Origin of the sequence: Gemmobacter lanyuensis (assembly GCF_014652355.1) — a bacterium.
GTDB lineage: Bacteria > Pseudomonadota > Alphaproteobacteria > Rhodobacterales > Rhodobacteraceae > Gemmobacter > Gemmobacter lanyuensis.
On the sequence record NZ_BMYQ01000003.1, the window covers coordinates 228405 to 255129 of the forward strand.

At 66.0% G+C, this 26725-nt stretch carries 25 protein-coding genes; 17 read left to right on the forward strand and 8 right to left on the reverse strand.

Features of this window, described 5'->3' with window-relative positions:
- Window positions 1–29: 29 nt before the first annotated feature.
- Together IE101_RS08175 and IE101_RS08180 are read left to right on the forward strand one after the other, a co-directional pair.
- On the forward strand, window positions 30–1004 hold the full coding sequence (locus IE101_RS08175; protein ID WP_229804061.1) for a glycosyltransferase family 2 protein: 975 nt from the start codon (window positions 30–32) through the stop codon (window positions 1002–1004).
- 110 nt (window positions 1005–1114) lie between these two features.
- A complete protein-coding gene (locus IE101_RS08180; RefSeq protein ID WP_189633330.1) occupies window positions 1115–2755 on the forward strand; it encodes a methyl-accepting chemotaxis protein in 1641 nt (546 codons plus the stop codon).
- A gap of 70 nt (window positions 2756–2825) precedes the next feature.
- Here IE101_RS08180 and IE101_RS08185 read toward each other — a convergent pair whose 3' ends face one another.
- Window positions 2826–3413, reverse strand: coding sequence for a 50S ribosomal protein L25/general stress protein Ctc (locus tag IE101_RS08185; RefSeq protein ID WP_189633331.1), 588 nt, complete (start codon window positions 3411–3413; stop codon window positions 2826–2828).
- A 232-nt stretch (window positions 3414–3645) separates the two neighbouring features.
- Here IE101_RS08185 and IE101_RS08190 point away from each other — a divergent pair, with 232 nt between their 5' ends.
- Window positions 3646–4785 carry an MFS transporter gene (locus tag IE101_RS08190; protein WP_189633332.1) on the forward strand — a complete coding sequence of 380 codons (1140 nt, stop codon included), beginning with the start codon at window positions 3646–3648 and terminating at the stop codon, window positions 4783–4785.
- Between the two features lie 4 nt (window positions 4786–4789).
- On the opposite strand, the gene IE101_RS08195 is transcribed toward IE101_RS08190, so the two are convergent.
- The 3 genes from IE101_RS08195 to murD all read right to left on the reverse strand — a co-directional run bounded on the left by IE101_RS08195 (window position 4790) and on the right by murD (window position 7967).
- Window positions 4790–5953 carry an alpha-hydroxy acid oxidase gene (locus IE101_RS08195; RefSeq protein WP_189633333.1) on the reverse strand — a complete coding sequence of 388 codons (1164 nt, stop codon included), beginning with the start codon at window positions 5951–5953 and terminating at the stop codon, window positions 4790–4792.
- A 118-nt stretch (window positions 5954–6071) separates the two neighbouring features.
- Entirely contained in the window at window positions 6072–6539 is a 468-nt protein-coding gene (locus IE101_RS08200) for a GFA family protein (protein WP_189633334.1), read from the reverse strand.
- A gap of 27 nt (window positions 6540–6566) precedes the next feature.
- Entirely contained in the window at window positions 6567–7967 is a 1401-nt protein-coding gene (murD, locus tag IE101_RS08205; protein WP_189633335.1) for a UDP-N-acetylmuramoyl-L-alanine--D-glutamate ligase, read from the reverse strand.
- Window positions 7968–8268: 301 nt separating this feature from the next.
- Between murD and IE101_RS08210 the strand changes: the two genes are divergently transcribed.
- The 13 genes from IE101_RS08210 (at window position 8269) to IE101_RS08270 (ending at window position 22465) form a co-directional block, all read left to right on the forward strand.
- Window positions 8269–9435, forward strand: a complete 1167-nt coding sequence (locus IE101_RS08210) for a peptidoglycan glycosyltransferase FtsW (protein ID WP_189633336.1) — start codon at window positions 8269–8271, stop codon at window positions 9433–9435.
- A 1-nt stretch (window position 9436) separates the two neighbouring features.
- Window positions 9437–10528, forward strand: a complete 1092-nt coding sequence (locus IE101_RS08215) for a UDP-N-acetylglucosamine--N-acetylmuramyl-(pentapeptide) pyrophosphoryl-undecaprenol N-acetylglucosamine transferase (RefSeq protein WP_189633337.1) — start codon at window positions 9437–9439, stop codon at window positions 10526–10528.
- Between the two features lie 3 nt (window positions 10529–10531).
- Entirely contained in the window at window positions 10532–11962 is a 1431-nt protein-coding gene (gene murC, locus IE101_RS08220) for a UDP-N-acetylmuramate--L-alanine ligase (protein WP_189633338.1), read from the forward strand.
- Complete coding sequence (locus IE101_RS08225; RefSeq protein WP_189633339.1) at window positions 11959–12192, forward strand: DUF2484 family protein; 234 nt, start codon at window positions 11959–11961, stop codon at window positions 12190–12192. The genes murC and IE101_RS08225 overlap by 4 nt, the downstream gene beginning before the upstream one ends.
- Before the next feature lie 89 nt (window positions 12193–12281).
- Complete coding sequence (gene murB, locus IE101_RS08230; RefSeq protein WP_189633340.1) at window positions 12282–13223, forward strand: UDP-N-acetylmuramate dehydrogenase; 942 nt, start codon at window positions 12282–12284, stop codon at window positions 13221–13223.
- Window positions 13224–13260: 37 nt separating this feature from the next.
- Window positions 13261–14184 (forward strand): D-alanine--D-alanine ligase, encoded by a 924-nt coding sequence (locus IE101_RS08235; RefSeq protein WP_189633341.1) that lies wholly within the window; start codon window positions 13261–13263, stop codon window positions 14182–14184.
- A complete protein-coding gene (locus tag IE101_RS08240) occupies window positions 14172–15140 on the forward strand; it encodes a cell division protein FtsQ/DivIB (protein ID WP_189633342.1) in 969 nt (322 codons plus the stop codon). The genes IE101_RS08235 and IE101_RS08240 overlap by 13 nt, the downstream gene beginning before the upstream one ends.
- Window positions 15137–16471, forward strand: coding sequence for a cell division protein FtsA (ftsA, locus tag IE101_RS08245; RefSeq protein WP_189633343.1), 1335 nt, complete (start codon window positions 15137–15139; stop codon window positions 16469–16471). Before IE101_RS08240 ends, ftsA begins: the two co-directional genes overlap by 4 nt.
- A gap of 212 nt (window positions 16472–16683) precedes the next feature.
- A complete protein-coding gene (ftsZ, locus tag IE101_RS08250; RefSeq protein WP_189633344.1) occupies window positions 16684–18366 on the forward strand; it encodes a cell division protein FtsZ in 1683 nt (560 codons plus the stop codon).
- A gap of 234 nt (window positions 18367–18600) precedes the next feature.
- Entirely contained in the window at window positions 18601–19521 is a 921-nt protein-coding gene (gene lpxC / locus IE101_RS08255; RefSeq protein WP_189633345.1) for a UDP-3-O-acyl-N-acetylglucosamine deacetylase, read from the forward strand.
- Between the two features lie 148 nt (window positions 19522–19669).
- Complete coding sequence (locus tag IE101_RS08260; RefSeq protein WP_189633346.1) at window positions 19670–20512, forward strand: outer membrane protein assembly factor BamD; 843 nt, start codon at window positions 19670–19672, stop codon at window positions 20510–20512.
- 36 nt (window positions 20513–20548) lie between these two features.
- A complete protein-coding gene (gene recN / locus IE101_RS08265) occupies window positions 20549–22192 on the forward strand; it encodes a DNA repair protein RecN (RefSeq protein WP_189633347.1) in 1644 nt (547 codons plus the stop codon).
- A 108-nt stretch (window positions 22193–22300) separates the two neighbouring features.
- On the forward strand, window positions 22301–22465 hold the full coding sequence (locus tag IE101_RS08270; RefSeq protein ID WP_189633348.1) for a DUF3563 domain-containing protein: 165 nt from the start codon (window positions 22301–22303) through the stop codon (window positions 22463–22465).
- A 158-nt stretch (window positions 22466–22623) separates the two neighbouring features.
- On the opposite strand, the gene IE101_RS08275 is transcribed toward IE101_RS08270, so the two are convergent.
- The 3 genes from IE101_RS08275 to IE101_RS08285 all read right to left on the reverse strand — a co-directional run bounded on the left by IE101_RS08275 (window position 22624) and on the right by IE101_RS08285 (window position 24227).
- Entirely contained in the window at window positions 22624–23271 is a 648-nt protein-coding gene (locus IE101_RS08275; protein ID WP_373296089.1) for a DUF1638 domain-containing protein, read from the reverse strand.
- Window positions 23268–23417, reverse strand: a complete 150-nt coding sequence (locus tag IE101_RS08280) for a hypothetical protein (RefSeq protein WP_189633349.1) — start codon at window positions 23415–23417, stop codon at window positions 23268–23270. The genes IE101_RS08275 and IE101_RS08280 overlap by 4 nt, the downstream gene beginning before the upstream one ends.
- 111 nt (window positions 23418–23528) lie before the next feature.
- A complete protein-coding gene (locus IE101_RS08285; protein WP_189633350.1) occupies window positions 23529–24227 on the reverse strand; it encodes a cobalamin B12-binding domain-containing protein in 699 nt (232 codons plus the stop codon).
- A gap of 168 nt (window positions 24228–24395) precedes the next feature.
- Between IE101_RS08285 and IE101_RS08290 the strand changes: the two genes are divergently transcribed.
- Window positions 24396–25481 carry a PA0069 family radical SAM protein gene (locus IE101_RS08290; RefSeq protein WP_189633351.1) on the forward strand — a complete coding sequence of 362 codons (1086 nt, stop codon included), beginning with the start codon at window positions 24396–24398 and terminating at the stop codon, window positions 25479–25481.
- Between the two features lie 42 nt (window positions 25482–25523).
- Here the strand turns inward: IE101_RS08290 and bmt are convergent, their stop codons facing one another.
- The gene (bmt, locus tag IE101_RS08295) at window positions 25524–26543 is read right to left on the reverse strand and encodes a betaine--homocysteine S-methyltransferase (protein ID WP_189633352.1); all 1020 of its coding nucleotides are present in this window, start codon (window positions 26541–26543) and stop codon (window positions 25524–25526) included.
- Window positions 26544–26725 lie beyond the last annotated feature (182 nt).

The following is a 26725-nucleotide window of genomic DNA, read 5'->3' on the forward strand; positions in this document are numbered from 1 at the left end:
GGCCCGAAATCGCGGTTCTGGGGGGCAGGGTGCGCGCCACGGTTGTCTGTTCCATGCGTAACGAAGGCCCGTTCATCGTGGAATGGGTGGCATGGTATCGGATGCTGGGCTTCACCGATGTCCTCATCATCACCAATGATTGCACCGATCAGTCGCCGCAGCTTTTGGCTGCGCTGGCGGCGGCGGGCTGGGTCACGCATCTGGATTGCCCGGTTTTGCCGGGGGAAAAGGTGGTGGGGCCGAAGCTGCGGTTGGCGCGGGCGCATCCGCTGGTCAAACGCGCCGATTGGGTGCTGGTCTGTGATGTCGATGAATTTCTGGTGGTGCATCACGGGCAGGGGCGGCTGGCCGATCTGATCGCCGTGGCACCCGATGCGTTGGCGATTGCGGTGAACTGGCGGGTCTTCGGCACTTCCGGGCGGCAGCTGTGGGAGGACGGGCTGACCCATCGGCACTTCCTGCGGGCGGGGCCGACGCGGAACTGGATTTCGCGCTGGATCAAGGTGCTCCATCGCGCGCCCCGTGCCTTTCGTGCGCTGGGGGAACACGGGCCGCGGGGGCTTGACCCCGCAAAGGCCGCCCCGCCCCTGCATATGGTGAATGCCGATGGGGTGGTCGTGCCGGATTGGGGCGCCGATCAGCCCTATCTGCGGATGCTGCCGCCCGAGCTGGTCACCCATCAGGGCGCGCAGATGAACCATTACATGCTGCGGTCCGAGGAAAGCTGGGGCCTGAAACGCGGCACGCCTTCGGCCGTGCAGGGGGCGGATCGCTATAACGACAGTTATTACCGATCCACCAACCGCAATGAACAGCAGGACCTTTCGGCCCTTCGGCATGAGGCGGCGTTTGACGCCATCCATGCCCGCGCCATGGCCCTGCCGGGGGTGGCGCGTCTGCATCACCTGTGCTGTGCCGATTATGCGGCCCGTCTCGCCCAGGCTGCGGGGCGCACCGCGCAAGAAGATCCGCGCTGGCAGCATCATATGGCCCGTGCAGGCTAGGCCCATACGAAGGCAGATCCGCCCCCATCCGTTCAGGGCCTAACACCCCATCCCTGCCCGTCCGTTGGGACAGAGGCGCAGACCATGCCGTCGCAGCCTCAGGGACCCAGATGACCGATCACACCGACACCGCCCAAGCGGCTTCCGCCCGCACCGATGCCCAATCTCCGCCGCCGGGCGGCTTTGGCATCTCGCTCAAGACCAAGATCATCGGCGCGGCGATCCTTCTGAGTGTCATTCTCGTGGCCATGGGTCTGATCAGCTATGAACGTTTCGGGGAAATCCGCCAGAATACGCGCGCCATCGTTCAGCAGAACCTGCCCCGCATGGCCGAAGCCGCGCGCCTCGATCTGGCGCAGCAGGAAATCCAGACGCTGATCCGCGATTATGCACTGCGCCCCGACGCCACCACACGCAAGCCGGTGCAGAACCAGATCGATGACCTGCGCAAGGAACAGCAGATCCGCCTGACCCATGCGCGCGACGGCGCGACCGCCGCCTCGATGAAGCTGCTGGATGAATACGCGGCCAAGACGGCACAGATCAACGCGCTGATCGACGGGATCTTCGCCGCCGACAAGAACGCCACGGCAGCGGGCTCTGCCGCCACAGGCATCCTGCAAGAGGGCAAGCTGGCCGCGCTTGCGACCGAGATCAAGGACATTGCCACCCGTCTGGGCCAGGAAGAGCGTTTGCAGGCGCAGCGCATGGCCAAGGCATCGGAAACCATTTTCTGGCAGGTCATGGCACTGCTGCGCAATTTTGTCATCGCCGGTGTGGCAGGGGCCTTTGCGGCAGGGATCTGGATCATGGTCAGTCTGACGCGGGGTCTGCGCGCGACCGGGCAGCTCAGCGCCTCGGTCGCCGAGGGCAATCTGCTGGTGGCGCCCCGCCTGCGCGGGAATGATGAGATGACGGCATTGCTCGGCAACATGAACCGCATGGTCCTTGCGATGCGGAGCGTGGTGGCGGATGTGGCCCAGGGGGTCGGTTCGGTCACGGGCGGGGCCTCGGAAATGGCGCAGACCTCGACCGCGCTCAGCACGACCGCGCGGGTGCAGTCGGTGGCGATCGAGCGGGCCTCAAGCTCGATCGAGGAGATTGCGGCCAATATCTCTGAAACCGCGCGCAATGCCTCGGTCACGGAGGAAGCCGCCCATCGGGCTGTGGGCGTGGCGCAAGAGGCGGGCACCACCGTGGCCGCCGCCGCAACCGCCATGCAATCCATCGCCGAGAAGATCAGCTTCGTGCAGGAAATCGCGCGGCAGACCGACCTTCTGGCGCTGAATGCCGCGGTCGAGGCGGCACGCGCCGGGGAACATGGTCGGGGATTTGCCGTCGTCGCGGCCGAGGTGCGCAAGCTTTCCGAACGCAGCCAGGAGGCCGCCTCGGACATCGACCGGCTGTCGCGCGATACCGTCCGCACCGCGACCGGCGCGAATGACCTGCTGCGCCATGTCGTGACCGAAATCGAAACCACCGCCCGCCTTGTGGCCCAGATCACGCGCGCCAGTCACGAGATGGCGCAGGGCGTGGGCGAAATCACGCAGGTTGTGCATCAGATCGACCGCAGCGCGCAGGATAATTCGCGTGTCGCCCAACATCTGTCCGAAGCTGCGGCCCAGCTGGCCGACCAGGCCGGACGGTTGACGGGGGCGGTCAGCTTCTTCCGTCTGGAGGCCCAGCCCGAGCCCGCATCCGAAGCCGAGCTTGCGGGCGATGCCACACCTTCCATCGCGCAGGCGGCATGAGCCGCTGCCAATACAAAGAAAAACGCGGCGAGGTTGCCCCCGCCGCGTTTTCATCTGTCTGGTGACAGGATCACTCTTCCGCGACGATGCCCGACGGAGCCGTGATATTGGCGATCACGAAGTTCCGGTCGATGGTCGGCTTGGCGCCGTTCGGCAGGGTGACGTCATTGATGTGGATGACATCGCCGAAGGTCTTGCCGGTCAGGTCCACGACGATTTCGTTCGGGATGTCCGAAGCCAGCACTTCCAGTTCCACTTCCGGACGCACGACGGTCAGGGTGCCGCCACGCTTCAGGCCCGGAGCCGCATCATGGTTGATGAAGGTCACGTGGATGAACAGGTTGATGCGGCTGTCGTCATGCAGGCGCATGAAGTCGATGTGGGTCGGCAGGTCCTTGACCACATCGCGCTGAACGCCGCGGCACACGACGTGCACGTCCGGCTGGCCTTCAACCTTCAGGTTGAACAGGGTCGAGAGGAACCGGCCCTGACGCAGGCGCTTCAGCAGCGCGTTGTAGTTCATGTTGATGGCGACCGGCTCTTGCTTGTCCCCATAAACGATGCCCGGTACGTAGCCCGCACGGCGAGCTTGACGAGCGGCCCCCTTGCCCGTCCCCGTCCGCACCACGGCCTGAAGATCTTCGATCTCGCGTGCCATAGGTAATCTCCTTTTGTTGCACTGTCCGCCATCCTCCAAGGGTGCATGACGGATCGGGGGGCTATAGCGGGGATTCGGGGCCAGAGACAAGCAGAAACTGCCATAAAACACTGGAAAACCGGCCCGGTTTCGGGGCGGTTTCGGGGTGTCGGCCATGGCAAAGCCCGTGTCGGGGGCGGGCGGGCGCGGCAAGGCCGGGACGGCTAGCTATGCAGGGGATAAGGAGCCCCTCATGCTGTCGCCCCGTCTTGTCCTTCTGGCCCGTGCGCCCCTTGCCGCCTTTGCCGCAATGGGCATCTTGTGGGGAGGGTTTGCGGCCGTGCTGCCCGATCTGAAAGCGCAGCTGGGGGTGGCCGAGGCGCAGCTGGGCCTTCTGATGCTGATGACGCCGCTGGCCGCGGTCTTGGCCATGCTGGTGGCACCCGCGGTGGGGGCGGGGCTGGGGCGGCTGGCGCTGCCCGGTGCGGCCTTTGCCATGGCGCTGGCCTTTGCGGGGCCGGGGCAGGTGCACTGGCTCTGGCTCTTTCCGCCGATGATGATGCTCTGCGGGGCGGCGACGGGGCTGACCGATGTGCTGATGAATGCCCGCGTGGCGGCGCTGGAGGGGCGGCATGGCCTGCATCTGATGACGCTGTGCCACGCGGCCTATTCCTTCGGCTATGCGGCGGGCGCGCTTGGCACCGGGGCGATGCGCGATGCGGCCTGGCCCCCGGCGGCGGTGCTGGGGGGCGGGGCGCTGGTGGCCGGGGTGCTGGCAGCACTGACCTTTGAACGTGACGGCCGCATCGACGGCCTGGCCCGGCCTGAAAAGGGGGCGGGGGGCCTTGGTCTGGGGCCGGTGATTGGCGGGGCCATCATCCTTGTGGCCTTCCTGACTGAAAATGCCGCCGAAAACTGGTCGGCGCTGCATATCGAGAAGACGCTGGGCGGCAGCCCGGCCCAAGGTGCGGCAGGTCCGGCGGCGCTGGCGCTGACCATGGGGGTGGCGCGGCTGGTGGGGCAGGGGCTGGTGACCCGGCTTCGGCCCGCGCGGGTGCTGGCGGGCGGGGCGGTGCTTTCGGCCTGCGGGGCGCTGACCGCGGCGGCAGCAACCAGCCCCGGCATGGCGCAGATCGCCTTTGTGATCATGGGGTTGGGGTCATCGGTCATCGCCCCCACGGCTTTTTCGCTGGTGGGCGAACGCGCCGCGCCGGAGGCCCGCGCTCGCGCCGTGGCCCGTGCTACGCTTTACGGCTATTTCGGCTATTTCTTCGGCCCGCCCATGCTGGGCTTTCTTGCGGGGGCCTTCGGGCTCAGGGCGGCGTTCGTCTTTGCCGCCCTGCTGCTTGCGCTGGTGTCGGTGCTGGCGCCGCTGATGGTGCGGCGGCGCTGAAGGGTCAGGCCCACTCGCCTTCAAAATCTTTGGGCACCAAAAGGTTGTGCGCGCCAAGATTGGCAATGTCGCGTTCCCCGCACAGCGCCATGGTGATGTCGAGCTCTTTCTTCATCACCTCCAGCGCCTTGGTCACGCCCGCCTGTCCCATGGCGCCAAGCCCATAGATATAGGCCCGCCCGATCATCGCCGCGTCTGCCCCGAGCGCGAGCGCCTTGAGCACGTCCTGACCCGACCGGATGCCGCTGTCGATCCAGATTTCGGTCTGGCCCTTCACCGCCCGCACGATCGAGGGCAGGATGCGGATCGACGACAGCGCCCCATCCAGCTGCCGGCCCCCGTGGTTGCTGACCACGATCGCGTCGGCGCCGAAATCGGCGGCGCGGCGCGCATCTTCCGCATCCAGAATACCCTTCAGGATCAGCTTGCCGCCCCATTTCTCGCGGATGCGTTCGATCTTGGACCAGTCGAGCTTGGGGTCGAACTGTTCGTTGGTCCAGCTCGACAGGGATGACAGATCGCCCACGCCCTTGGCATGACCCACGATATTGCCAAAGGTATGGCGCTTGGTGCCCAGCATCCCGAGGCACCAGCGCGGCTTGGTCGCCATATTGACGATATTGGTCAGCGTCAGCCTGGGCGGTGCGGAAAGCCCGTTCTTCAGATCCTTGTGCCGCTGGCCAAGGATTTGCAGATCCAGCGTCAGCACCAGTGCCGAACAGCCTGCCCGCCGGGCGCGTTCGATGATGGCATCGACAAATTCCTCATCCTGCATGACGTAAAGCTGGAACCAGAAGGGCTTGGTCGTATGGGCGGCCACGTCCTCGATGGAACAGATCGACATGGTGGACAGGGTGAAGGGCACGCCGAAGGCCTCGGCCGCGCGGGCTGCCTTGATCTCGCCATCGGCGGATTGCATGCCGGTAAACCCCACGGGCGCCAGCGCGACCGGCATGGTCACGGGTTGCCCCAGCATCTTCCCCGCCACGACGCGATCCGACATATCGACCGCCACCTTTTGGCGAAGACGGATCTTGCTGAAATCGCTGACGTTTTCGCGGAAAGTCTGTTCGGTATAGCTGCCCGATTCCGCATAATCATAGAACATCCGCGGGACGCGGCGCGCGTGCAGCCGTTTCAGATCTTCAATGCAGGTGATGACGGTCATGGGCGGAAACCTCCAATTTGGTTTGAGTTTCTTACCAATATCGCGTGTTTTCTGCAATGCGGCCTTTCGCGTCCATGGAAAAAGCCCTCGCCGGGGGGGGCGGGGGCCTTGATCGGGGTCAGCCGGTGAAACGGGCCTTCATGGCCTGCCGTCGTTCCTGACTGGCTGGGGGCCAGAGGTCGCGCAGGCTGTAATAGCCCTCAAATTCTGGCACCCGCGGGTCGGGGGCGACCCAGGGCAGGCGGGTCGAGGTGAAGATATGCACATCCGGCGGGCAGGTTTCGGGATGGTCCAGGGTGCCCACCCGCACGAAAGCCGCAGCCCGCCCTGCGCCCGCGTAATGGCTGAAGACTGCCACTCGGCAAGTCGGGCAGCGCGCGATCTCTTGTCCCTGACCCGAGGCCGAGGGGAGGCGCACCATCTCGACCGGGCCGGTCACCTCCAGCCGGTCGCGTTCGATGATCGCATTCAGCGCGAAGGCCGATCCGGTTTCACGCTGGCACCAGCTGCAATGGCAGGCATGGACGAACATGGGCCGGTCCTGAAGGCGATAACGGATTGCGCCGCAGGTGCATCCTCCCTCCATGGTCATTCTCCTTTATCCGGGGCCGGGTCAGCCGATCAGGGCGCGGACCTTGGCGGTGAAATCCTCGCCGCGTTTCTCGAAATTGGGGTATTGGTCAAAGCTGGCGGCGGCCGGCGCCAGCAGCACGACCTCGCCCGGCTCGGCCTCGGCCGCGGCGCGGGCCACAGCGCGGTCCATCGTCTCACAGATCTCATGCGGGGTGTCGCCGATCTGAAGCGCGAAATCGCGGGCCGAAAAGCCGATGAGATAGGCCTTCACCACCGAACCGAGGAAGGGCTGCAGCGCTGCAATGCCGCCATCCTTGCCCATGCCGCCCACGATCCAGCGGATGCGGGGGAAAGCCTGCAGCGCCTTGGCGGCGCTGTCCACATTGGTGGCCTTGCTGTCATTGATGAACCGCACGCCGCCGCGTTCGCCGACAAGCTGGCTGCGGTGGGGCAGGCCCGCAAAGCTGAGCAGCGCGCTTTCGATCACGCGCGGCGCAATGCCAAGCGCCCGTGTCGCGGCATAGGCGGCGCAGGCATTCTGGTGGTTATGCGCGCCCGGCAGGCCGGGAATTTCACGCAGGTCGATGCTGGCCACCTGCTTGCCGCGTCGCCATTCGGCCAGGAACCCCTTGCGGGCAAAGACCGACCAGCCGAAATCATCCAGCTTCTGCCCCGAGGAGATGCGGATCACGCGATCATCCTCGCGTCCCTGTGCAAGCTGCCCGGCGAGGAACTGGCCCTCAAGCTCATCCACGCCGATGATGCAGCGATCGGGGCCGCCTTCGGCAAAGAGGCGGCGCTTGGCGGCGAAATAGCCGCCCATGCCCTGATGCCGGTCAAGGTGATCGGGTGAAAGGTTGGTGAAGACCGCGACATCCGGGGTGAGCGCGCGGGCCAGTTCGGTCTGGTAAGAGGAGAGTTCGAGGACCACCACCTCACCATCCTGCGGCGGGTCGATGTCCAGAACCCCGCGCCCGATGTTGCCCGCCATCTGCGTGGGCCGCCCCGCGACCGTGAGGATATGGTGGATCAGCGCGGTGGTGGTGGATTTGCCGTTCGACCCGGTCACGCAGACAACCTTGGGCGCGACCTCGAAATTGTCCCAGGCGGTGGTGGCGAAACTGCGGAAGAAAAGCCCGATGTCATTGTCCACCGGCACCCCGAGCGCGAGCGCGCGGGCGATGACCTTGTTGGGCTGGGGGTAGAGATGCGGGATCCCCGGCGAGGTGATGAGCGCGGCGACCCCGTCGAAGGCGCCGTTCCGCATGAGATCGGTGCAGGCGAAGCCCTCGGCCTCGGCCTTGGCGCGGGCCTCGGCGCTGTCGTCCCAGAGAAGCGGCTCTGCCCCCCCCGCCTTGAGCGCGCGTGCCGTGGCCAGGCCGGATCTGCCCAGCCCCAGCACCGCGATCTTTTGCCCCTGAACGCCCTGAACCGGAATCATGTCCGCACCCTTCCTGTCTGTTCCGGCGCAGAATGGGGAAGGGCGCTGCGGGGTGCAAGCCGATGCTCTGGCGGCGGGGGAGGCCGGGGGGCTGTCTGCCCCCCAACGGCCTGCGGCCGTGCCCCCCGAGGATATTTCAGGACAGAAAATGGCAGGCCGGCCGGTTCTTGCAAATGCGGGCGCGGCGGGGCTGACGGGGCCGTTTTCGCGCTGGCCTTGCGAATCGTTCGGCGCTAGTCTGCGGGCAAGAGGGCGGAGAATACCGTCCCCAGAGGCAAGCAGGCGAATTCAGGCGGTTCCCATGACAGAGATGGTCTATGGCTCCATGCCCGCACGGGTCACGGAGCCGGTTCTCCCCCGTTGGTGGCGCACCATCGACAAATGGTCGTTGACGGCGGTGGTGGTGCTGTTTGGCATCGGCATGTTGCTGGCGCTGGCGGCCTCGGTGCCGCTGGCCACGCGCAACGGGCTGGACCCCTACTACTATGTGCAGCGGCAGGCGTTTTTCGGGTCGCTGGCGCTGGTGGCGATGATCGGCACCTCGATGCTGCCGCCCGAGATGGTGCGGCGGCTGGGGATTCTTGGCTTTGCCTTTTCCTTTGTCGCGCTGATCCTGTTGCCGGTTTTCGGGACCGATTTCGGCAAGGGGGCGGTGCGGTGGTTTTCCTTCGGCTTTGCCTCGGTGCAGCCGTCAGAGTTTCTGAAACCCGGCTTCATCATCCTCTCGGCCTGGCTGATGGCGGCAGCGCAAGAGGTGGGCGGGCCGCCGGGGCGGCTGATTTCCTTCCTGATTGCGGTGGTGGTGGTCTTCTTCCTCGCGATCCAGCCGGATTTCGGGCAGTCGATGCTGGTCGTCTTTGGCTGGTGCGTGGTCTATTTCGTGGCGGGCGCCTCGATGGTGGTGATCCTGTCGATTGTCGGGGCCATCGGGGCGGTGGGCTTTGGGCTTTACGGCGTTTCCGAACACCTTGCGCGGCGGATTGACGGCTTTCTGGCGGCGGATGTCGATCCGCGGTCGCAGCTGGGCTATGCCACCAACGCGATTCAGGAGGGCGGGTTCTTTGGTGTGGGCGTGGGTGAGGGGCAGGTGAAATGGACGCTGCCCGATGCCCATACCGACTTCATCATCGCCGTGGCGGCCGAGGAATATGGCCTGATCCTGGTGCTGTGCATCCTTGCGCTATATGGCACGGTGGTGGTGCGGTCGATGTTTCGTCTGATGAAGGAGCGCGACCCGTTCGTGCGGCTGGCGGGGGCGGGGCTGGCCTGCATCTTCGGGGTGCAGGCGATGATCAACATGGGCGTTGCGGTGCGGCTCTTGCCCGCCAAGGGGATGACCCTTCCGTTTGTGAGCTATGGTGGATCTTCGGTGATTGCGGCGGGTCTGACGGTGGGCATGCTGCTGGCGCTGACGCGGTCGCGGCCGCAGGGCACGCTGGAAGACATTCTGTTCCGCCGGGGCCGCTGAGATGAGCGGGCCGCTGCTGCTGATCGCGGCCGGAGGGACGGGGGGGCATATGTTCCCGGCCCAGGCGCTGGCCGAGGCGATGATCGCGCGGGGATGGCGGGTGAAGCTGTCCACCGATGCGCGGGGTGCGCGTTATGCCGGGGGCTTTCCGGCCGAGGTGGTGATCGAGGAAATGGCCTCGGCCACCTTCGCGCGGGGGGGGCTGGCCGCAAAGGCGCTGGTGCCCTTCCGCATTGCCGGGGGGATCGGGGCGGCAGTGGCGGCGATGCTGCGCGACCGACCGGCGGCGGTGGTGGGGTTTGGCGGCTATCCGTCGATCCCGGCGCTGGCGGCGGCGACGCTGTTGCGGCTGCCGCGCATGATCCATGAACAGAATGGGGTGTTGGGCAAGGTCAACCAGATCTTCGCGCCGCGTGTCGGGCTGGTGGCCTGCGGGACCTGGCCCACGACCTTGCCGCAGGGCGTTGAGGGCACGCCGACCGGCAACCCCGTGCGGCAGGCGGTGCTGGAGCGTGCCGGGGCAGGCTACATTCCGCCGGGCGATTACCCGATGAGCCTTGTGGTCATCGGCGGCAGCCAGGGGGCGCGGATCCTGTCGGATGTGGTGCCCGCTGCCGTGGCCGCCCTGCCCGAAGCGATCCGCAAGAACCTTCGCGTGGCCCATCAGGCGCGGGCCGAAGATCTGGAGCGCGTGGTTGCGGCCTATGCCGGGGCGGGGATCGCGGCCGAGGTTGCACCCTTCTTCACCGATATTCCGCGCCGCCTCTCGGAGGCGCAGCTGGTTATCTCGCGCTCGGGCGCGTCGTCGATTGCCGATATCTCGATCATCGGGCGGCCGTCGATCCTGATCCCCTTTGCCGCGGCCACTGCGGACCACCAGACGGCCAATGCCCGCGGGCTGGTCGATGCTCAGGCGGCGGTGCTGATCCCGGAATCCGCCCTTGACCCCGCGACGCTCAGCGCCCAAATGGCCGCCGTGCTGTCGAACCCGCAGGCTGCGGCCCAGATGGCCGCGAATGCCCTTGCCCAGGGCCGCCCCGACGCGACCGCGCGTCTGGTCGAGCTGGTCCTGCGCCTTGCCGGAAAAGAGTGACCCATGAACGCTGCCGCCACCAAACTGCCCGGAGAACTGGGCCCCATCCATTTCGTCGGGATCGGCGGCATCGGCATGTCGGGCATTGCCGAGGTGCTGATCACGCTGGGCTATGTGGTGCAGGGGTCGGATGCGAAGGCCTCGAAGATCACGGACCGGCTGGTGCAGCTGGGGGCGACCTTCTTCGAGGGGCAACGTGCGGAAAACATCACGGAAGACGTGGGCGTGGTTGTGATTTCCTCGGCCATCAAGAAGGGCAACCCTGAACTGGAAGAGGCGCGGCGCCGCGGTCTGCCGGTGGTGCGCCGGGCCGAGATGCTGGCCGAGCTGATGCGCCTGCGGTCCAACATCGCCATTGCGGGCACGCATGGCAAGACCACGACCACCACCATGGTGGCGACGCTGCTGGACAAGGGCGGGTTCGACCCGACCGTGATCAACGGCGGCGTGATCCATGCCTATGGGTCGAACGCCCGCGCGGGCGCCGGGGAATGGATGGTGGTCGAGGCCGACGAATCCGACGGCAGCTTCAACCGCCTGCCCGCGACCATCGCCATCGTCACCAATATCGACCCCGAACATATGGAACACTGGGGCAGCTTTGATGCGCTGCGGAAGGGGTTCTATGATTTTGTGTCGAACATCCCCTTCTATGGCCTTGCCGTCTGCTGCACCGACCACCCCGAGGTTCAGGCCCTTGTCGGCCGCGTCACCGACCGGCGCATCGTCACTTTCGGTTTCAACGCCCAGGCCGATATCCGCGCCGTGAACCTGCGGTTTGAAGGCGGGATCGCGCATTTCGACATCCTGCTGCAGAATGAGGACGCCGGTTCGAAGATCGAGGGTTGCACCCTGCCGATGCCGGGGGACCACAATGTCTCGAACGCGCTGTCGGCCGTGGCGGTCGCGCGGCATCTGGGCATGAAGAAGGACGAAATCCGCGAGGCACTGGCCAATTTCGGCGGCGTGAACCGGCGCTTTACCAAAGTGGCCGAGGTTTCGGGCGTGACCATCATTGATGATTACGGCCACCACCCGGTTGAGATTGCCGCCGTGCTGAAGGCCGCGCGTCAGGCGATTGCCGGGCGCGACGGCGCGCGGGTGATCGCGATCCATCAGCCCCACCGCTATACCCGCCTGCACAGCCTGTTCGATGATTTCTGCACCTGCTTCAACGAGGCCGATGTCGTCGCCATCGCCGAGGTCTATGCCGCGGGCGAAGAGCCGATCGTGGGGGCAAGTCGGGATGATCTGGTGTCCGGCCTGATCGCCCATGGCCACCGCCATGCCCGCGCCATCATGGATGAGGCCGATCTGGCACGGCTCTTCCGCGAACAGGCGCGGCCGGGCGATATCTTCGTCTGCCTCGGCGCCGGGACGATCTCGGCCTGGGCCAACGGGCTTCCGGCAAAGCTGCAAGCCTCCGCCGCATGAGCGGGGCGCTGACGGCGGCCTGTCTCTGGGTGGTGGTGGCGGCCCTTGCGGCGATGATGCCGCGGCGCTTTCACTGGACAGCGGCGCATCTGCTGACAGTCAGCGGGATTGCGCTTCTGGGTTGGGTTACCTGGGCCGAGGGGCCGATCTGGGGCTTTGTCTGCCTTCTGGCGGGGGCAAGCGTGCTGCGCTGGCCCTTGCTGCGGCTTGCGCGACGGATCCGCGGCTAAGGTTCTGGCGACGCGCTGCTTGCGGATTTTCGATGGAAATCCGGGGCAGGGACGCTTGCGCCACGGGGCATCCTGCCGCACATAGGGGCATGACCCAAGCGATCCCTTCCCCCCTTCCGACGCCGCGTGGCACCCTGACCCCCCAGCGCCCTCTGGCCGATCTGACATGGCTGCGCGTGGGCGGGCCTGCGGACTGGTTGTTTCAGCCCGCGGATGAGGCCGATCTGGCCGATTTCCTGGCCCGGCTGGACCCGGATGTGGCGGTTTTTCCGATGGGCGTGGGGTCCAACCTCATCGTGCGCGATGGCGGGCTGCGCGCCGTGGTGATCCGGCTGGGGCGCGGTTTCAATGGGATCGAGGTCGACGGCGACCGTGTGACCGCCGGGGCCGCCGCGCTGGATGCCCATGTCGCGAAGAAGGCGGCCGAGGCGGGGCTGGATCTGACCTTCCTGCGCACCATCCCGGGATCAATCGGCGGTGCTGTGCGGATGAATGCAGGCTGCTATGGCCACTATGTTGCCGATTTTCTTGAGGAAATCCGGGTGATCCTGCGCGATGGTACGCTGCAGGTTCTGCCCGCCGCCGCGCTGAACCTGCGCTATCGCCAGTCGGACCTGCCGGAAGGCGCTGTGGTCGTCTCGGCCACCTTCCGCGCGCCGCAGGGCGATGCGGCGGCACTGGCCGCGCGGATGGAAGATCAGTTGGCCAAGCGGGACGCCAGCCAGCCCACCAAGGACCGCAGCGCCGGGTCGACCTTCCGCAATCCGTTGGGGCGCAGTTCCACCGGCCAGGCCGATGACAGCCATGAGCTGAAGGCCTGGAAGGTCATCGACGACGCAGGCATGCGCGGCGCCCGCATCGGAGGCGCACAGATGAGCGAGAAGCACTCCAACTTTCTGATCAATGCCGGGGGGGCCACGGCCGCCGATCTGGAAGAATTGGGCGAGGAAGTGCGAAAAAGGGTTTTCCAACACAGCGGGATCACGTTAGAGTGGGAAATCATGCGTGTCGGTGAACCGGCTGCAAAATAACAAGAATATCGGGGCATAGACCCTGAAGAGGCAGTAAATGGCGAGCAAGTCGGGCAAGACAGGCTCCCTGGTGGCGGTTTTGAAAGGTGGACTTTCCGCAGAGCGGGAGGTTTCTTTGGTATCCGGGCAGGAATGTGCCCGCGCCCTCAGGGATGCTGGATATGACGTGATCGAGGTCGATGCCGGCCCCGACCTGTCCGCGCGTCTTGTCGAAATCAAGCCTGATGTCGTCTTCAACGCCCTGCATGGCCGCTGGGGCGAAGATGGCTGCGTGCAGGGCCTGCTGGAATGGCTACGCATTCCTTATACCCATTCCGGGGTGCTGGCCTCGGCCCTTGCGATGGACAAGCAGCGCTCGAAAGAGGCCTATCGTGCGGCGGGGCTGCCAGTCGTGCAAAGCGTGATCGCCGCGCGTGATGAGGTGGGGCGTCGCCATGTCCTGCCGCCGCCCTATGTGGTGAAGCCCAATAACGAAGGCTCCTCCGTCGGGGTCTATATCGTGCAGGATGGCGCGAATACGCCGCCGCAACTGCCCGACACCATGCCCGCGCAGGTGATGGTCGAAACCTATGCCCCGGGGCGCGAACTGACGACTGCCGTCATGGGCGACCGGGCGCTGGGGGTGACGGATATCATCACCACCGGCTGGTATGATTATAACGCGAAATATTCGGTCGGCGGGTCGCGCCACGAAATTCCGGCCAATATCCCGGCGGATATTGCGGCCGCCTGCCATGATTACGCCCTGCGCGCGCATCGGGCGCTGGGGTGCCGTGGCCTGTCGCGCACTGATTTCCGCTGGGATGAAAGCCGCGGTCTGGCGGGGCTGATCCTGCTGGAAACCAATACCCAGCCGGGGATGACGCCCACCTCGCTTGCGCCCGAACAGGCCGCGCATTGCGGCATTTCCTTCCCCGAACTTTGCCGCTGGATCGTGGAGGATGCGTCATGCGACCGCTGATCGCGGACCGACGCTATCCCCCGGTGACGGCGCCGCAGCGCCCGCAGGCCGCGCGCCCGCGCACCGCCCCTGCGGCCCAGGCGCCGCAGTCGCATGTGCGGCGCGACCCTGCACCGACGCGCATGGCCTATCGGATGCAGCGCCTGTGGCTGACGCCGGTGTTCCGCATCTTCTTTCGCCTTGGGCTGCCCCTGCTGGTCATCGGGCTGGTGGGGTTGGTCTGGCTGGGCAATGATGCCCGCCGTGCCGCCCTGTTTGCCCAGATCGATGCGCTGCGCGAGGCGGTGGAAAGCCGCCCCGAGTTCCGCGTCTCGGTCCTGCGGGTGACGGGCGCCTCGCCGACGCTGGATGCCGCGATTCGTGAAAAGCTGGCGGTCCAGCTGCCGGCCTCGAGCTTCGATATCGACCTTGAGGCTGCGCAGGCGCGGATTTCGTCACTGGATGCGGTGGCCAAGGCCGAACTCAAGGTCGCGGGCGGCGGTGTGCTGGAAGTCAATGTGACCGAGCGCATGCCCGCGCTGATCTGGCGCCGGGGCGCCGAACTGGACCTGCTGGATGAAACCGGGCGCCGCGTGGCGCGGGTGCTGACGCGCGCCGATCGCCCCGACCTGCCGGTGATCGCGGGGGACGGGGCCAATATGAACGCGGCCGAGGCGCTGCAGATCGTGGCCGCCGCCGAACCGATCGTGCCGCGCCTGCGCGGCCTTGTGCGTGTGGGCGAACGCCGCTGGGACGTGGTGCTGGACCGCGGTCAGCGCATCCTGCTGCCCGCCAACAACCCCGTGCGTGCGCTGGAACGTCTGCTCGCGCTCGACAAGGCCGAAGACCTGCTGAACCGGGATGTGCTGACGGTGGACCTGCGGTCCCAGCAGCGCCCCACCCTGCGACTTGCCCCCAATGCCCTGCGCGCCCTGCGCCGGGCTCAGGGAATTGAGACTGTGGAGAACGACCTGTGACCGATCTCTATCAATCCCAACGTGCCATGCGGAACATGCGCCGCGCCGCCATGCAGCGGGGCGTTGTCGCCATTCTGGACATCGGCAGCAGCAAGATCGCCTGCCTTGTCCTGCGCTTTGATGGCCCCGAACGGCGGCGCGATGCCGATGGTGTGGGGTCGATGGCGGGGCAATCGCAATTCCGCATCATCGGCGCTGCGACCACGCGGTCGCGCGGCGTGCGCTTTGGCGAAATCCATGTGATGAGCGAAACGGAACGCGCCATCCGCACGGCCGTGCAGGCGGCGCAGAAGATGGCGAATGTGCGGGTTGACCACGTCATCGCCTGCTTCTCGGGCGCCGAGCCGCGCAGCTATGGTCTGGCCGGGGAAATCGAGCTGGCCGACAGTGTCGTCACCGAACAGGATGTGGCGCGGGTTTTGGCCTCTTGCGACATGCCCGACATCGGGCCGGGGCGCGAGGTGCTGCATGCCCAGCCGGTGAACTTTGCGCTGGATCACCGGTCGGGTCTGGGCGATCCGCGCGGGCAGATCGGCAACCGTCTGGCCTGCGACATGCACCTTCTGTCGGTCGAGGCCAGCGTGGTGCAGAACCTGTTCTACTGCATCAAGCGCTGTGACCTCGAACTGGCCGGGATTGCCTCCTCGGCCTATGTCTCGGGCGTCTCGAGCCTGGTGGAAGACGAACAGGAACTGGGCGCCGCCTGCATCGACATGGGCGGCGGTTCGACCGGCATTTCGATCTTCATCAAGAAGCACATGATCTATGCCGACAGCGTCCGCATGGGCGGGGATCACATCACCTCGGACATTGCCAAGGGGCTTCAGGTGCCGATGGCGGTGGCCGAGCGCATCAAGACCAAGCACGGCGATGTCCATGCCACGGGCAAGGACGACCGCGAGATGATCGACATCGGCGGCGACAGCGGTGATTGGGAAAAGGACCGCCGTCAGGTCAGCCGGACCGAGCTGATCGGCATCATGCGCCCGCGCGTGGAAGAAATCCTCGAAGAAGCGCGCGTCCGTCTGGATGCGGCCGGGTTCGAACATCTGCCCAGCCAGCAGATCGTGCTGACGGGCGGGGGCAGCCAGATCCCGGGTCTTGCCCATCTGGCGACCCGCATCCTCGGTCAGCGCGTCCGTCTGGGCCGCCCGCTGCGGATCCAGGGGCTGCCGCAGGCGGTGACCGGCCCGGCCTTTTCTTCGGCGGTGGGCCTGTGTCTCTTTGCGACCCATCCGCAGGATGAATGGTGGGACTTCGACATCCCGGCCGAGAAATACCCGGCCCGGTCCCTGAAGCGGGCCTTCAAGTGGTTCAAGGACAACTGGTAACCCCCACATTCAGCACATCTGGCGAAATCCCGCTTAAAGGGAGGCCCTTATCCCCCATATTTTGTGGGGATGAGCGTTTTTTTCGTGACCTTCCCCGCCACTGTGGATAGAATTGAGGATAATTCAGAGCGTCCGCGTCCGGGACAGATGCGCTCAATGCTCTGAAATTCAAAGAAAACACGGCGGCCCAAGTATAAACAGGCGGATTGGCGATGACCCTGAATCTGATGATGACTTCCCAGCGTGAAGAGCTGAAGCCCCGCATCACCGTGTTCGGTGTTGGCGGCGCGGGCGGCAACGCCGTGAACAACATGATCGAGAAACAGCTGGAAGGGGTCGAGTTCGTCGTCGCCAATACCGACGCGCAGGCGCTCCAGCAATCCAAGGCCACGGCCCGCATCCAGATGGGTCCGAAAGTGACCGAGGGTCTGGGGGCAGGGGCCCGTCCGTCGGTGGGCGCCGCCGCCGCCGAGGAAACCATCGAGGCCATCGTCGACCAGCTGGCCGGGGCGCATATGTGCTTCATCACCGCGGGTATGGGTGGTGGCACCGGCACCGGCGCAGCCCCGATCATCGCGCAGGCCGCGCGCGAGCTGGGCGTGCTGACCGTGGGCGTCGTGACCAAGCCCTTCCAGTTTGAGGGCAACAAGCGGATGCGTCAGGCCGATGAGGGCATCGAAGCCCTGCAGAAGGTCGTCGATACGCTGATCATCATTCCGAACCAGAACCTGTTCCGTCTGGCCAACGAACGCACCACCTTTACCGAAGCCTTCGCCATGGCCGACGACGTGCTGTATCAGGGCGTCAAGGGTGTGACCGATCTGATGGTGCGTCCGGGGCTGATCAACCTCGACTTCGCCGACGTGCGTTCGGTGATGGACGAGATGGGCAAGGCCATGATGGGCACCGGCGAGGCCAGCGGCGACGAACGCGCCCGCGAGGCGGCCGAGAAGGCCATCGCCAACCCGCTGCTGGACGAAATCAGCCTGAATGGCGCCAAGGGCGTGCTGATCAATATCACCGGCGGCTATGATCTGACCCTGTTCGAACTGGACGAGGCCGCGAATATCATTCGCGAAAAGGTCGATCCGGACGCCAATATCATCGTGGGCTCCACCCTCGATCCGAACATGGATGGCATGCTGCGTGTGTCGGTCGTGGCGACGGGGATTGATGCCTCGGCCTCGAACCGCGCCGAAACGCCGACCCGCCGCCCGATGGGCAGCGCTGCGCCGACCTTCGCCCCCGCGCCGGAACCCAAGCCCGAGCCGCGCGCCCCGATGATGGCGCAGCCCGCGCCCGCGCCGCAGTATCAGCCCGCGCCGCAGCAACCGGTGATGCAGCAGCAGCCCGTCATGCAGCAGCCCGTGCCGCCGCAGCAGCAGATGATGTTCGAACAGACTCCGGCGCCGCAGCAGTATGAATTCCAGCCGATGCACGAACAGCCCGAGGCGATGGATGACCTGCCGCCTCCGGCCTATCGTCCGCAGCCGGCGGCCCAGCCCGCGCCGCAGCGTGGCTATTCCGCCCATAACGATGATCCGGGCGTCTTTGTCGCCCCGCGTCCGCGCCCTGCTGGGCAACCCTCGCCCGAGGCGCTGGCCCGTCTGCAGGCGGCCGTGACCAAGAACCCCGCCACCGGGCAGCGTCCGCAGCCTGCTGCACAGCGCCCGGCCGCCCCTGCGGCCCCGGCACCTGCCGCCCGCCCGGCCGAGAAATCGCGCTTCGGGATCGGCTCGCTCATCAACCGTATGGCCGGTCACGGGGCCGAACCGGCCGCCGAGCGCGCGCCGCGCCAGCAGCCGCAAGTGACCGCCTATGATGAAGAGCCCGAGCTTTCGGCCGATCAGGAACGCATCGAAATTCCGGCCTTCCTGCGCCGTCAGGCCAACTGACAGACGCTACGTCAAGGTAACAAGTTTTCCGCAAAGGCCCGGGCGACCGGGCCTTTTTCTTTTTTATATTAAGGGGTTGGGTGTAGCTTGGCGGATTTTTGCAGTCTGTTTGGATCTCTGTTACATCCGGTTACAAAGAGTGAGTTGTTCCAGAACCCCCTCGGAATTACCTAAACTTCGCGGCGTTTCCCGTAAGGGCTGCGCTGCGGAATCGGACCATTCTGAGGGTTGAACGTGCAACATACCTTGAAATCCGCTGCGGTCTTTGACGGGCTCGGCCTGCATTCGGGGAAACCCGTGCGCATGGTGGTGCATCCCGCCGCGACCGATTCCGGGGTCTGGTTCAAACGCACCGATCTTGACACTGGCGATGTGCTGATCCCGGCGCGCTGGGATGCGGTGGTGCCGTCGAAACTCTGCACGCTGATCGCGAACCCTTCGGGGGTTTCGGTCTCGACCATCGAACATATCATGGCGGCGCTGGCGGGCTGCGCCATCCATAACGCGCTGATCGAAATCGACGGGCCGGAAGTGCCGATCCTTGACGGTTCGGCCGTGCCTTTCGTGGATCGCTTCCTTGCCGTGGGCATCGTGGCGCAGGATGCGCCGGTGCGCGCCATCCGCGTCCGCAAGGCCGTCGAAGTGCGCGACGGCGAGGCCGTGGCCCGGCTTGAGCCTTCCGACAACCTTGAGATCGATTTCCGCATCGACTTTGCCGAAACCGCGATCGGCCGTCAGGAACGCCATCTGAACATGGCCAACGGCGCCTTTGTGCGCGAACTGTGTGACAGCCGCACCTTCTGCCTGCAGGCCGATGTCGATTTCATGCGCGCCAATGGCCTGGCCTTGGGCGGCACACTGGAAAACGCGGTGGTGTTCGAGGATGGTGAAGTGCTGAGCCCCGGCGGCCTGCGTCACGCCGATGAACCTGTGCGCCACAAGATGCTGGATGCCGTCGGCGATCTTTCGCTTGCGGGCGGGCCGATCCTTGGCCGCTACACCGGCATCCGTGCGGGCCATGCGCTGACCAACCGGCTGCTGCGTGCGCTCTTTGCCCAGCCCGATGCCTGGTGCTTTGTCGAATGTGGCGCGAAAACCGAACGCAAGCTGCCCGGCATGGGTGTGCATCGCGGCGATCTGCCGGCGCATCACTGACCTGGGGCGCGGCGGCGAAAGGCGTTTTGCGCCGCCGATTTTTCTGTGCTAGGACAAGCCAAACGGGTCCGGCCTCCATCGGGTCGGAACAGGCTCTGGCTGGCTTTGGGTCCGCCGGGCGGGATTTGACGAGGCAGATGTGCGACAGATGACGGGCGGATCTTCGGGGGCGGGCATCCTTGGCGGGTTGCTGCTGACAGCATTCCTCGCAGCCTGCGGGGCAGGCGCGCCGAAAGAGGCCCCGCTGGACACGCTCAGCGCCGAACAGATCTACAAACGCGGCGAATTCCTGCTTGAGCAGGACAACGACCCCACAGAGGCTGTCCGCTATTTCACCGAGGTGGAACGCCTTTACCCCTATTCCGATTGGGCGCGCCGCGCGCTGATCATGCAGGCCTTCACCTATCACAAGAGCAAGGAATATGAGGACGCCCGTCAGGCGGCCCAGCGGTTCCTTGATTACTATCCGGGCGATGAGGATGCGGCCTATGCCAAATACCTCATGGCGCTGTCCTACTATGACCAGATCGACGAGGTGGGCCGCGATCAGGGGCTGACCTTCCAGGCGCTTCAGGCGCTGCGTGAGGTCATCGAGGAATATCCCGACAGCGAATATGCGCGTTCGGCCATTCTGAAGTTCGACCTCGCCTTCGACCATCTCGCCGGAAAAGAGATGGAGATCGGGCGCTTCTACCTCAAGCGCGGGCATTACACGGCGGCGATCAACCGTTTCCGCGTCGTGGTGCAGGATTTCCAGACCACGACCCACACGGCCGAGGCGCTGCATCGTCTGGTGGAATGCTATCTCGCGCTGGGGCTGACGGATGAGGCCCAGACCGCTGCCGCGATCCTTGGCCACAACTATCAATCCAGCCCGTTCTATCAGGACAGCTACAAGCTTTTGACCAGCCGCGGGTTGGAGCCCAAGGCCAAGGGCGACAGCTGGCTGGCCTCGGTCTATCGGCAGGTGATCCGGGGCGAATGGCTGTAAGGCAGGCGGGGGCAACCCTGACCGACGGGTAAGGCAATGCTGCGCTCTCTTGATATTCGTGACATGCTCATCATCGAGCGGCTCTCGCTGGCGTTCCAGCCGGGGCTGAACGTGCTGACCGGGGAAACCGGGGCGGGCAAGTCCATCCTGCTCGACAGTCTGGGCTTCGTGCTGGGCTGGCGGGGCCGCGCCGAGCTGGTGCGTGCAGGTGCCGAAAAGGGCGAGGTTGTCGCCGTCTTCGATCTGCCTGCCGATCACCCGGCGCTGGCGGTGCTGGCGGATTATGAGATCGAGGCCGAGGGCGAGCTGATCCTGCGCCGTGTGAACCACGCCGACGGGCGCAAGACCGCCTGGGCCAATGACCGCCGCGTCTCGGGCGAGGTGCTGCGCGCACTGTCGGAAACGCTGGTGGAACTGCATGGCCAGCATGACGACCGCGGGCTTCTGAACCCGCGCGGGCATCGGCAGATGCTGGATGCCTTTGCCGGGCTGGATCTGGCGCCGGTGCGGGCAGCCTGGGGCGCGCTGGGTCAGGCGCGCAAGGATCTTGCCAGTGCCGAAGGTGCGCTGGCGGCCGTGCGGGCGGAAGAGGAATTCCTGCGTCACGCCGTGGCCGAGCTGGACAAGCTGAACCCCGAACCGGGCGAAGAGGCCGTTCTGGATGCCCGCAGGCGCAGCATGCAGGCGTCCGAGAAGATCCGCGCCGACGTGGCCCGCGCGCATGCCGCGCTGTCTGAACAGGGCGCCGAAGCGATGCTGCTGGAGGCCCTGCGGCGGCTGGAAGGGGCGTCCGACCATGCTGAAGGCGCGCTGGAGGCGCCGATTGCCGCCCTGAACCGCGCCCTGACGGAACTGGGCGAGGCGCAATCCGGCGTCGAAAGCTGCCTCGATGCGCTGGATTTCAACCCGGCCGAGCTTGAGGCGCTGGAAGAGCGGCTTTTTGCCATCCGGGCGTTGGCGCGCAAACACTCGGTCCTGCCGGATGATCTCGGCACCTTCGCACAGGGGCTGCGGAAGCGGCTGGAGGCGCTGGATGGGGGCGAAAAGAATATTGCGGCGCTGCGCCGGGCGCTGACGCTGGCCGAAGATGCCTATCGGGCCGAGGCCGCGCGCCTGTCTGCCGCGCGCAAGACGGCCGCCGCACGTCTGGATGCCGCCATGGCCGCCGAACTGGCACCGTTGAAGATGGAGCGGGCGGTTTTCGCCACGCAGGTCACCCCCTGCGATGCCGGGCCGGAAGGGCAGGATGCCGTGGCCTTTACCGTGGCCACCAACCCCGGCGCGCCTGCGGGCCCGTTGAACAAGATCGCCTCGGGCGGCGAGCTTTCGCGCTTTCTTCTGGCGCTGAAGGTCTGTCTGACGGGCGATACCCCCGGCATGACGCTGATCTTTGATGAAATCGACCGCGGTGTCGGTGGGGCCACGGCCGATGCGGTGGGCCGCAGGCTCAAGGCGCTGTCCGACACGGCGCAGGTTCTGGTGGTGACGCATAGCCCGCAGGTCGCGGCGCTGGGGGCGCATCACTGGCGTGTGGAAAAGCGCGTGACGGGGGGGATGACCACCTCGACCGTGACGCCGCTTTCGGCGGCTGACCGGGTTGAGGAAATCGGCCGGATGCTTGCGGGCGATACCGTGTCGGATGCCGCGCGGGCTGCGGCGCGGGCGCTGCTCGACACCTGATGCTGCGTTGCAGCAAATGCATGGCGGCACGGCAGGATCGGGCGTTGTTGCGCCGGGGCAGGGGGCATAAATTCGTGGTCAGGGAGGGCAACCAGACAGAGGTTTGCCATGTTGACCGTCGTTTCCAAACTGATCCGTGCCCTGCACATTCCGACCGTTGCCGATCTTGAGCGTGACTATCTGAACGCCTCAGCCAATGCCTACGATCTGGAAATGCGCCAGCGCGAGATCGACAACGGCCGTTTCCGCCGCGCGCTGAACGGCTTCCACTGAAGGCTTGCGCGGGCGGCACCAGCTTGCCAGGGTTCAACATTCCCAGCGAGTTGATGGCTCGCTTGCCCGCAGCGCCAGAGCATGCCCGACAAATGAGCTAGGCCCGCAGCGGCATCTGCCGGGTATCGGCTGCGCGCACGACGCCGCCCTGGCAGCGGTCATGCGGTGGCGACCCGGGCCATCGCAGTGGCCAGATCCCCATAGCCGGTGAAGCGGCGTTCATAGGCGAGGCCCAGCCGTTCCGCCGCCGCCCGCGCCTTGGCATCCAGCGCCGGATCATCGGTCTGGGCCTGATAGACCAGCTTGGTGTAATTGCCGAACATCATCGGGATCAGTTCAGGGTGCTTGTCAAAGCCCATCGGGCGCCAGACGAAGGCGTCGAACTGGCGGCAGAGGAAATCGGTCAGATAGAAGGCCGTAATCTCTTCGTCGGCGATCCGGGCAAAGCGGTCGTTGCCTTCGAAGAAGGAATAGCAATGCGGCCCTTCCAGCATGGCGACCCCCAGCTCGCGGCAGCGCGCCTCAAGCAACCCGCCGGTGCCGCAATCGGCATAGAGGATGAAGATGTCGTCATAGCGCCCGCGTGCCGCCGCGACGGCGGCAGAGACCGCATCGGGGATGCGGTCGGGCCAGAGATGCAGGTTCGCGGGCAGGCATTGCAGGTCCAGATGATCCCAGCCGCCGCTGCGCTTGATGGCCAGCACCTCATGCGCCAGCGCGCCACAGGCGATCAGCAGCACCCGGCCCGCCGCCGCGGGGGCAAGGCCGGTTTCGGTCAACGTGGAATCATCGGGAAGCAGGGTCATGCCTTCAACCTTGTCAGAAGTGCGGCCAGCAGCGCAAGCTGGGCCACCATGGCGATGGGCAGGCCCAGCCATTGGACCAGCCAAAGGGTCAGCCCCGCATCGACAATGACCGCAAGGATCAAGAGCGCGAAGATCTTGGGCGGCATCTGGCCCTCCTTTCCCCTGCCGATATGGGGGTGGGGCGGGCGCGGGGGAAGGGCAGATGTGAAAAGACCCCGGCCTTGGCCGGGGTCCGATCAGGTCAGCTGCGGCCCGGATCAGGCGTTCGGCTGGTTGTGCTTGCGCGCCACGAAGGACTTTGCGGTTTCCACGGCGACGGCCGCGTCACGGCAATAGGCGTCGGCACCGATGGCCTTGCCGAATTCTTCGTTCAGGGGCGCGCCGCCCACCAGAACGATATAGTCTTCGCGCATGCCCTTTTCCTTGAGGGTGTCAATAACGACCTTCATGTAGGGCATGGTGGTGGTCAGCAGCGCCGACATACCAAGGATATCGGGCTTTTCGGTTTCCAGCGCCTCGAGGTATTTCTCGACCGGGTTGTTGATGCCCAGATCGACCACTTCGAAGCCAGCGCCTTCCATCATCATGCCGACAAGGTTCTTGCCGATGTCGTGGATGTCGCCCTTGACGGTGCCGATGACCATCTTGCCCATGCGCGGCGCGCCGGTTTCGGCCAGCAGCGGCTTGAGGATCGCCATGCCCGATTTCATGGCATTGGCGGCCAGCAGCACTTCCGGCACGAAAAGGATGCCGTCGCGGAAGTCGGCGCCGACGATGGTCATGCCGGCGACCAGCGCTTTGGTCAGCACGTCATAGGGGGCCCAGCCGCGCTCGATGAGGAGGTTCACGCCCTCTTCGATTTCTTCCTTCAGGCCGTCGTAGAGGTCATCGTGCATCTGCAGCACAAGTTCCTCGTCATTGAGTTCGGACAGGATGATATCGTCTTCGTCGGCCATTTGAGGGCTCCCTGGGGGAATGTGTCTTTGCCTGAATGCGGCTAATGCGGCTTCAGGACTTTTCACTTTGCGACATGGCCGCAGGCAAAGGCGACAGTCAAGGGGAAAGCAGTGTCGCAGGTGCGCGCGCAGTTGCGGAGTGTTCTTGTTGTGTTCTATTGTGGGGGCATGGAACGCGATCCGACTCTGCGACCGGAGCTGCGCCTGAAGGCGCGGGGCGCGCTTGGCAATGCGACCGGGCGGTATGAGGCCGTGCAGCGCGTGGCGTTGGATGATGGCTGGGATCTTCCCGAGGAGGAGCGCCTGCTGCAGACCGAGGTGCGGCTGGAGCGCCCACGATCGGCAATCAGCTGGAACCGTTCGCCTGATCTGCCGTTTGACCGGAGCGTGAACCCCTATCGCGGCTGCGAACATGGCTGCGTTTATTGTTTTGCCCGGCCCAGCCATGCTTGGCTGAACCTTTCACCGGGGCTGGATTTCGAAACCCGGCTGATTGCGCGGCCCGGCATCGACGCGGTGCTGGAGCGCGAAATTGCGCGGAAATCCTATGCCGTGGCACCGATTGCGCTGGGGACGAATACCGACCCTTACCAACCGTGTGAGGTGGAGCATCGCCTGATGCGCGGGGTATTGGAGGTGCTGGCCCGCTGGCAGCACCCGGTGGCGATCACCACCAAGGGCACGCTGGTCGAACGCGATCTCGATCTGCTGGCGCCAATGGCGCGTGACGGGCTGGTGCGGGTGGGGATTTCCGTCACCACGCTCGACCCCGCCCTGTCACGCAGCATGGAGCCGCGGGCGCCCTTGCCCGCGCGGCGTCTGCAGGTGATCCGGCGGCTGGCCGAGGCGGGGGTGCCGGTGCGGGTGATGGTGGCGCCGGTGGTGCCGGGGCTGACTGACCCCGAACTCGACGCGATCCTTGCCGCGGCGAAAGAGGCGGGGGCGGTGGCGGCCAGCTGGATCATGCTGCGCCTGCCGCTGGAGGTGGCCCCCCTGATGCAGCAATGGCTGCAGGCGCGGGTGCCGGGGCGGGCCGCCAAGGTCATGGCCCGCATCCGCGAGGTGCATGGCGGGCGCGACTATGACCCGGCCTGGGGCCGTCGCATGCGGGGTGAGGGGATCTGGGCCGAGCTGATTGCCCGCCGGTTTGACGCGGCGGTGGCGCGTCTGGGGCTGGCAGTGGCGCAACCCCCGCTGCGCTGCGATCTGTTCGCACCGCCGCCGCGCGCGGGCGATCAGCTGACGCTGTTCTGAAGGCAAAAAGGCCCGCGCGTGATGCGCGGGCCTGTGTCGTGTTCAGCGCGACCGGCGGCGTTCACGGCGGGGGGCGCCGTGGTCGTGGCCGCAGCCGCCCGTGCCGTCCGAGGCCGACGAGAATGCACCCAGCTTGCTACTGATGTCTTCCAGCGTGGGACGCGGGCCTTTCGGGCGGCTTTCCAGCGCGGCGCGCATGGCGCGCAGATGTTCCGGCATGGTGCCGCAGCACCCGCCGATGATCCGCACCCCGGCGTCACGGGCCAGCACGGCATATTCGGCCATCAGCTCGGGCGTGCCATCATAATGGATCGCGCCATCCTGATAGCGCGGGATGCCCGCATTGCCCTTGGCAATCACCGGGCGTTCCGACCCTTGCGCGAAGAAGCCCAACACCGTCCGCATCAGATCGGACGCGCCGACGCCGCAGTTGGCGCCATAGGCGATCGGCGGGTTCGGCAGCTTTTCGACGAGCTGCGCCAGATCGGCCGAGGTCACGCCCATCATGGTGCGCCCGGCGGTGTCAAAGCTCATGGTGCCGCACCAGGGCATCCCGGCCAGCGCGGCCGCCTCGGCGGCTGCGCGGAATTCCTCGGGCGCCGAGATGGTTTCGATCCACAGCACATCGGCCCCGCCTTCCTTCAGACCCTCGGCCTGTTCATGGAAGATCTCGACCGCAAGCTCATGCGTCAGGCTGCCCATCGGGGCCATGATCTCGCCCGTCGGGCCGACGGACCCCGCGACCACCACAGTGCGCCCCGAGGCATCGGCGATCTCGCGCCCCAGCGCGGCACCGATGCGGTTCAGTTCGCGGACGCGCCCCTGGGCGTTGTGCAGCTTCAGACGCGCGGCATTGCCCCCGAAGGTATTGGTCAGGAAAATATCCGACCCCGCCTCGACCGCGCCGCGATAGAGGGTGCGGATATTGTCGGGCTTGTCGGTGTTCCAGAATTCGGGCGGCTCACCCGATTCCAGCCCCATGTTGAACAGGTTGGTGCCGGTGGCCCCATCGGCCATCAGCCAATCGCGGGTGGAAAGCAGCTTGGAAAGAGCGTCGGTCATGTCGCCTCGCGGAAGAAAGCGCCGCACGTGGGCCGCACGGCTGATCGTTTGTTCAACCTCTGCCACGCGGCTGCGGGTGAGGCAAATTCATAATCTTCATGATGATGGTGAAATAGGCGCGGGTTTGCCCCCCCCCCCGCAAATGAAAAGGCCGCCCCGGCAGGGCGGCCCTCCGGTCCGGT

Coding starts and splice junctions, on each gene's coding strand:
- IE101_RS08180 (WP_189633330.1), top strand. CDS start 1,115: ATGACCGATCACACCGACACCGCCCAAGCGGCTTCCGCCCGCACCGAT.
- IE101_RS08185 (WP_189633331.1), bottom strand. CDS start 3,413: ATGGCACGCGAGATCGAAGATCTTCAGGCCGTGGTGCGGACGGGGACG.
- IE101_RS08190 (WP_189633332.1), top strand. CDS start 3,646: ATGCTGTCGCCCCGTCTTGTCCTTCTGGCCCGTGCGCCCCTTGCCGCC.
- IE101_RS08195 (WP_189633333.1), bottom strand. CDS start 5,953: ATGACCGTCATCACCTGCATTGAAGATCTGAAACGGCTGCACGCGCGC.
- IE101_RS08200 (WP_189633334.1), bottom strand. CDS start 6,539: ATGGAGGGAGGATGCACCTGCGGCGCAATCCGTTATCGCCTTCAGGAC.
- murD (WP_189633335.1), bottom strand. CDS start 7,967: ATGATTCCGGTTCAGGGCGTTCAGGGGCAAAAGATCGCGGTGCTGGGG.
- IE101_RS08210 (WP_189633336.1), top strand. CDS start 8,269: ATGACAGAGATGGTCTATGGCTCCATGCCCGCACGGGTCACGGAGCCG.
- IE101_RS08215 (WP_189633337.1), top strand. CDS start 9,437: ATGAGCGGGCCGCTGCTGCTGATCGCGGCCGGAGGGACGGGGGGGCAT.
- murC (WP_189633338.1), top strand. CDS start 10,532: ATGAACGCTGCCGCCACCAAACTGCCCGGAGAACTGGGCCCCATCCAT.
- IE101_RS08225 (WP_189633339.1), top strand. CDS start 11,959: ATGAGCGGGGCGCTGACGGCGGCCTGTCTCTGGGTGGTGGTGGCGGCC.
- murB (WP_189633340.1), top strand. CDS start 12,282: ATGACCCAAGCGATCCCTTCCCCCCTTCCGACGCCGCGTGGCACCCTG.
- IE101_RS08235 (WP_189633341.1), top strand. CDS start 13,261: ATGGCGAGCAAGTCGGGCAAGACAGGCTCCCTGGTGGCGGTTTTGAAA.
- IE101_RS08240 (WP_189633342.1), top strand. CDS start 14,172: ATGCGACCGCTGATCGCGGACCGACGCTATCCCCCGGTGACGGCGCCG.
- ftsZ (WP_189633344.1), top strand. CDS start 16,684: ATGACCCTGAATCTGATGATGACTTCCCAGCGTGAAGAGCTGAAGCCC.
- IE101_RS08260 (WP_189633346.1), top strand. CDS start 19,670: ATGACGGGCGGATCTTCGGGGGCGGGCATCCTTGGCGGGTTGCTGCTG.
- recN (WP_189633347.1), top strand. CDS start 20,549: ATGCTGCGCTCTCTTGATATTCGTGACATGCTCATCATCGAGCGGCTC.
- IE101_RS08270 (WP_189633348.1), top strand. CDS start 22,301: ATGTTGACCGTCGTTTCCAAACTGATCCGTGCCCTGCACATTCCGACC.
- IE101_RS08275 (WP_373296089.1), bottom strand. CDS start 23,271: ATGACCCTGCTTCCCGATGATTCCACGTTGACCGAAACCGGCCTTGCC.
- IE101_RS08280 (WP_189633349.1), bottom strand. CDS start 23,417: ATGCCGCCCAAGATCTTCGCGCTCTTGATCCTTGCGGTCATTGTCGAT.
- IE101_RS08285 (WP_189633350.1), bottom strand. CDS start 24,227: ATGGCCGACGAAGACGATATCATCCTGTCCGAACTCAATGACGAGGAA.
- IE101_RS08290 (WP_189633351.1), top strand. CDS start 24,396: ATGGAACGCGATCCGACTCTGCGACCGGAGCTGCGCCTGAAGGCGCGG.
- bmt (WP_189633352.1), bottom strand. CDS start 26,543: ATGACCGACGCTCTTTCCAAGCTGCTTTCCACCCGCGATTGGCTGATG.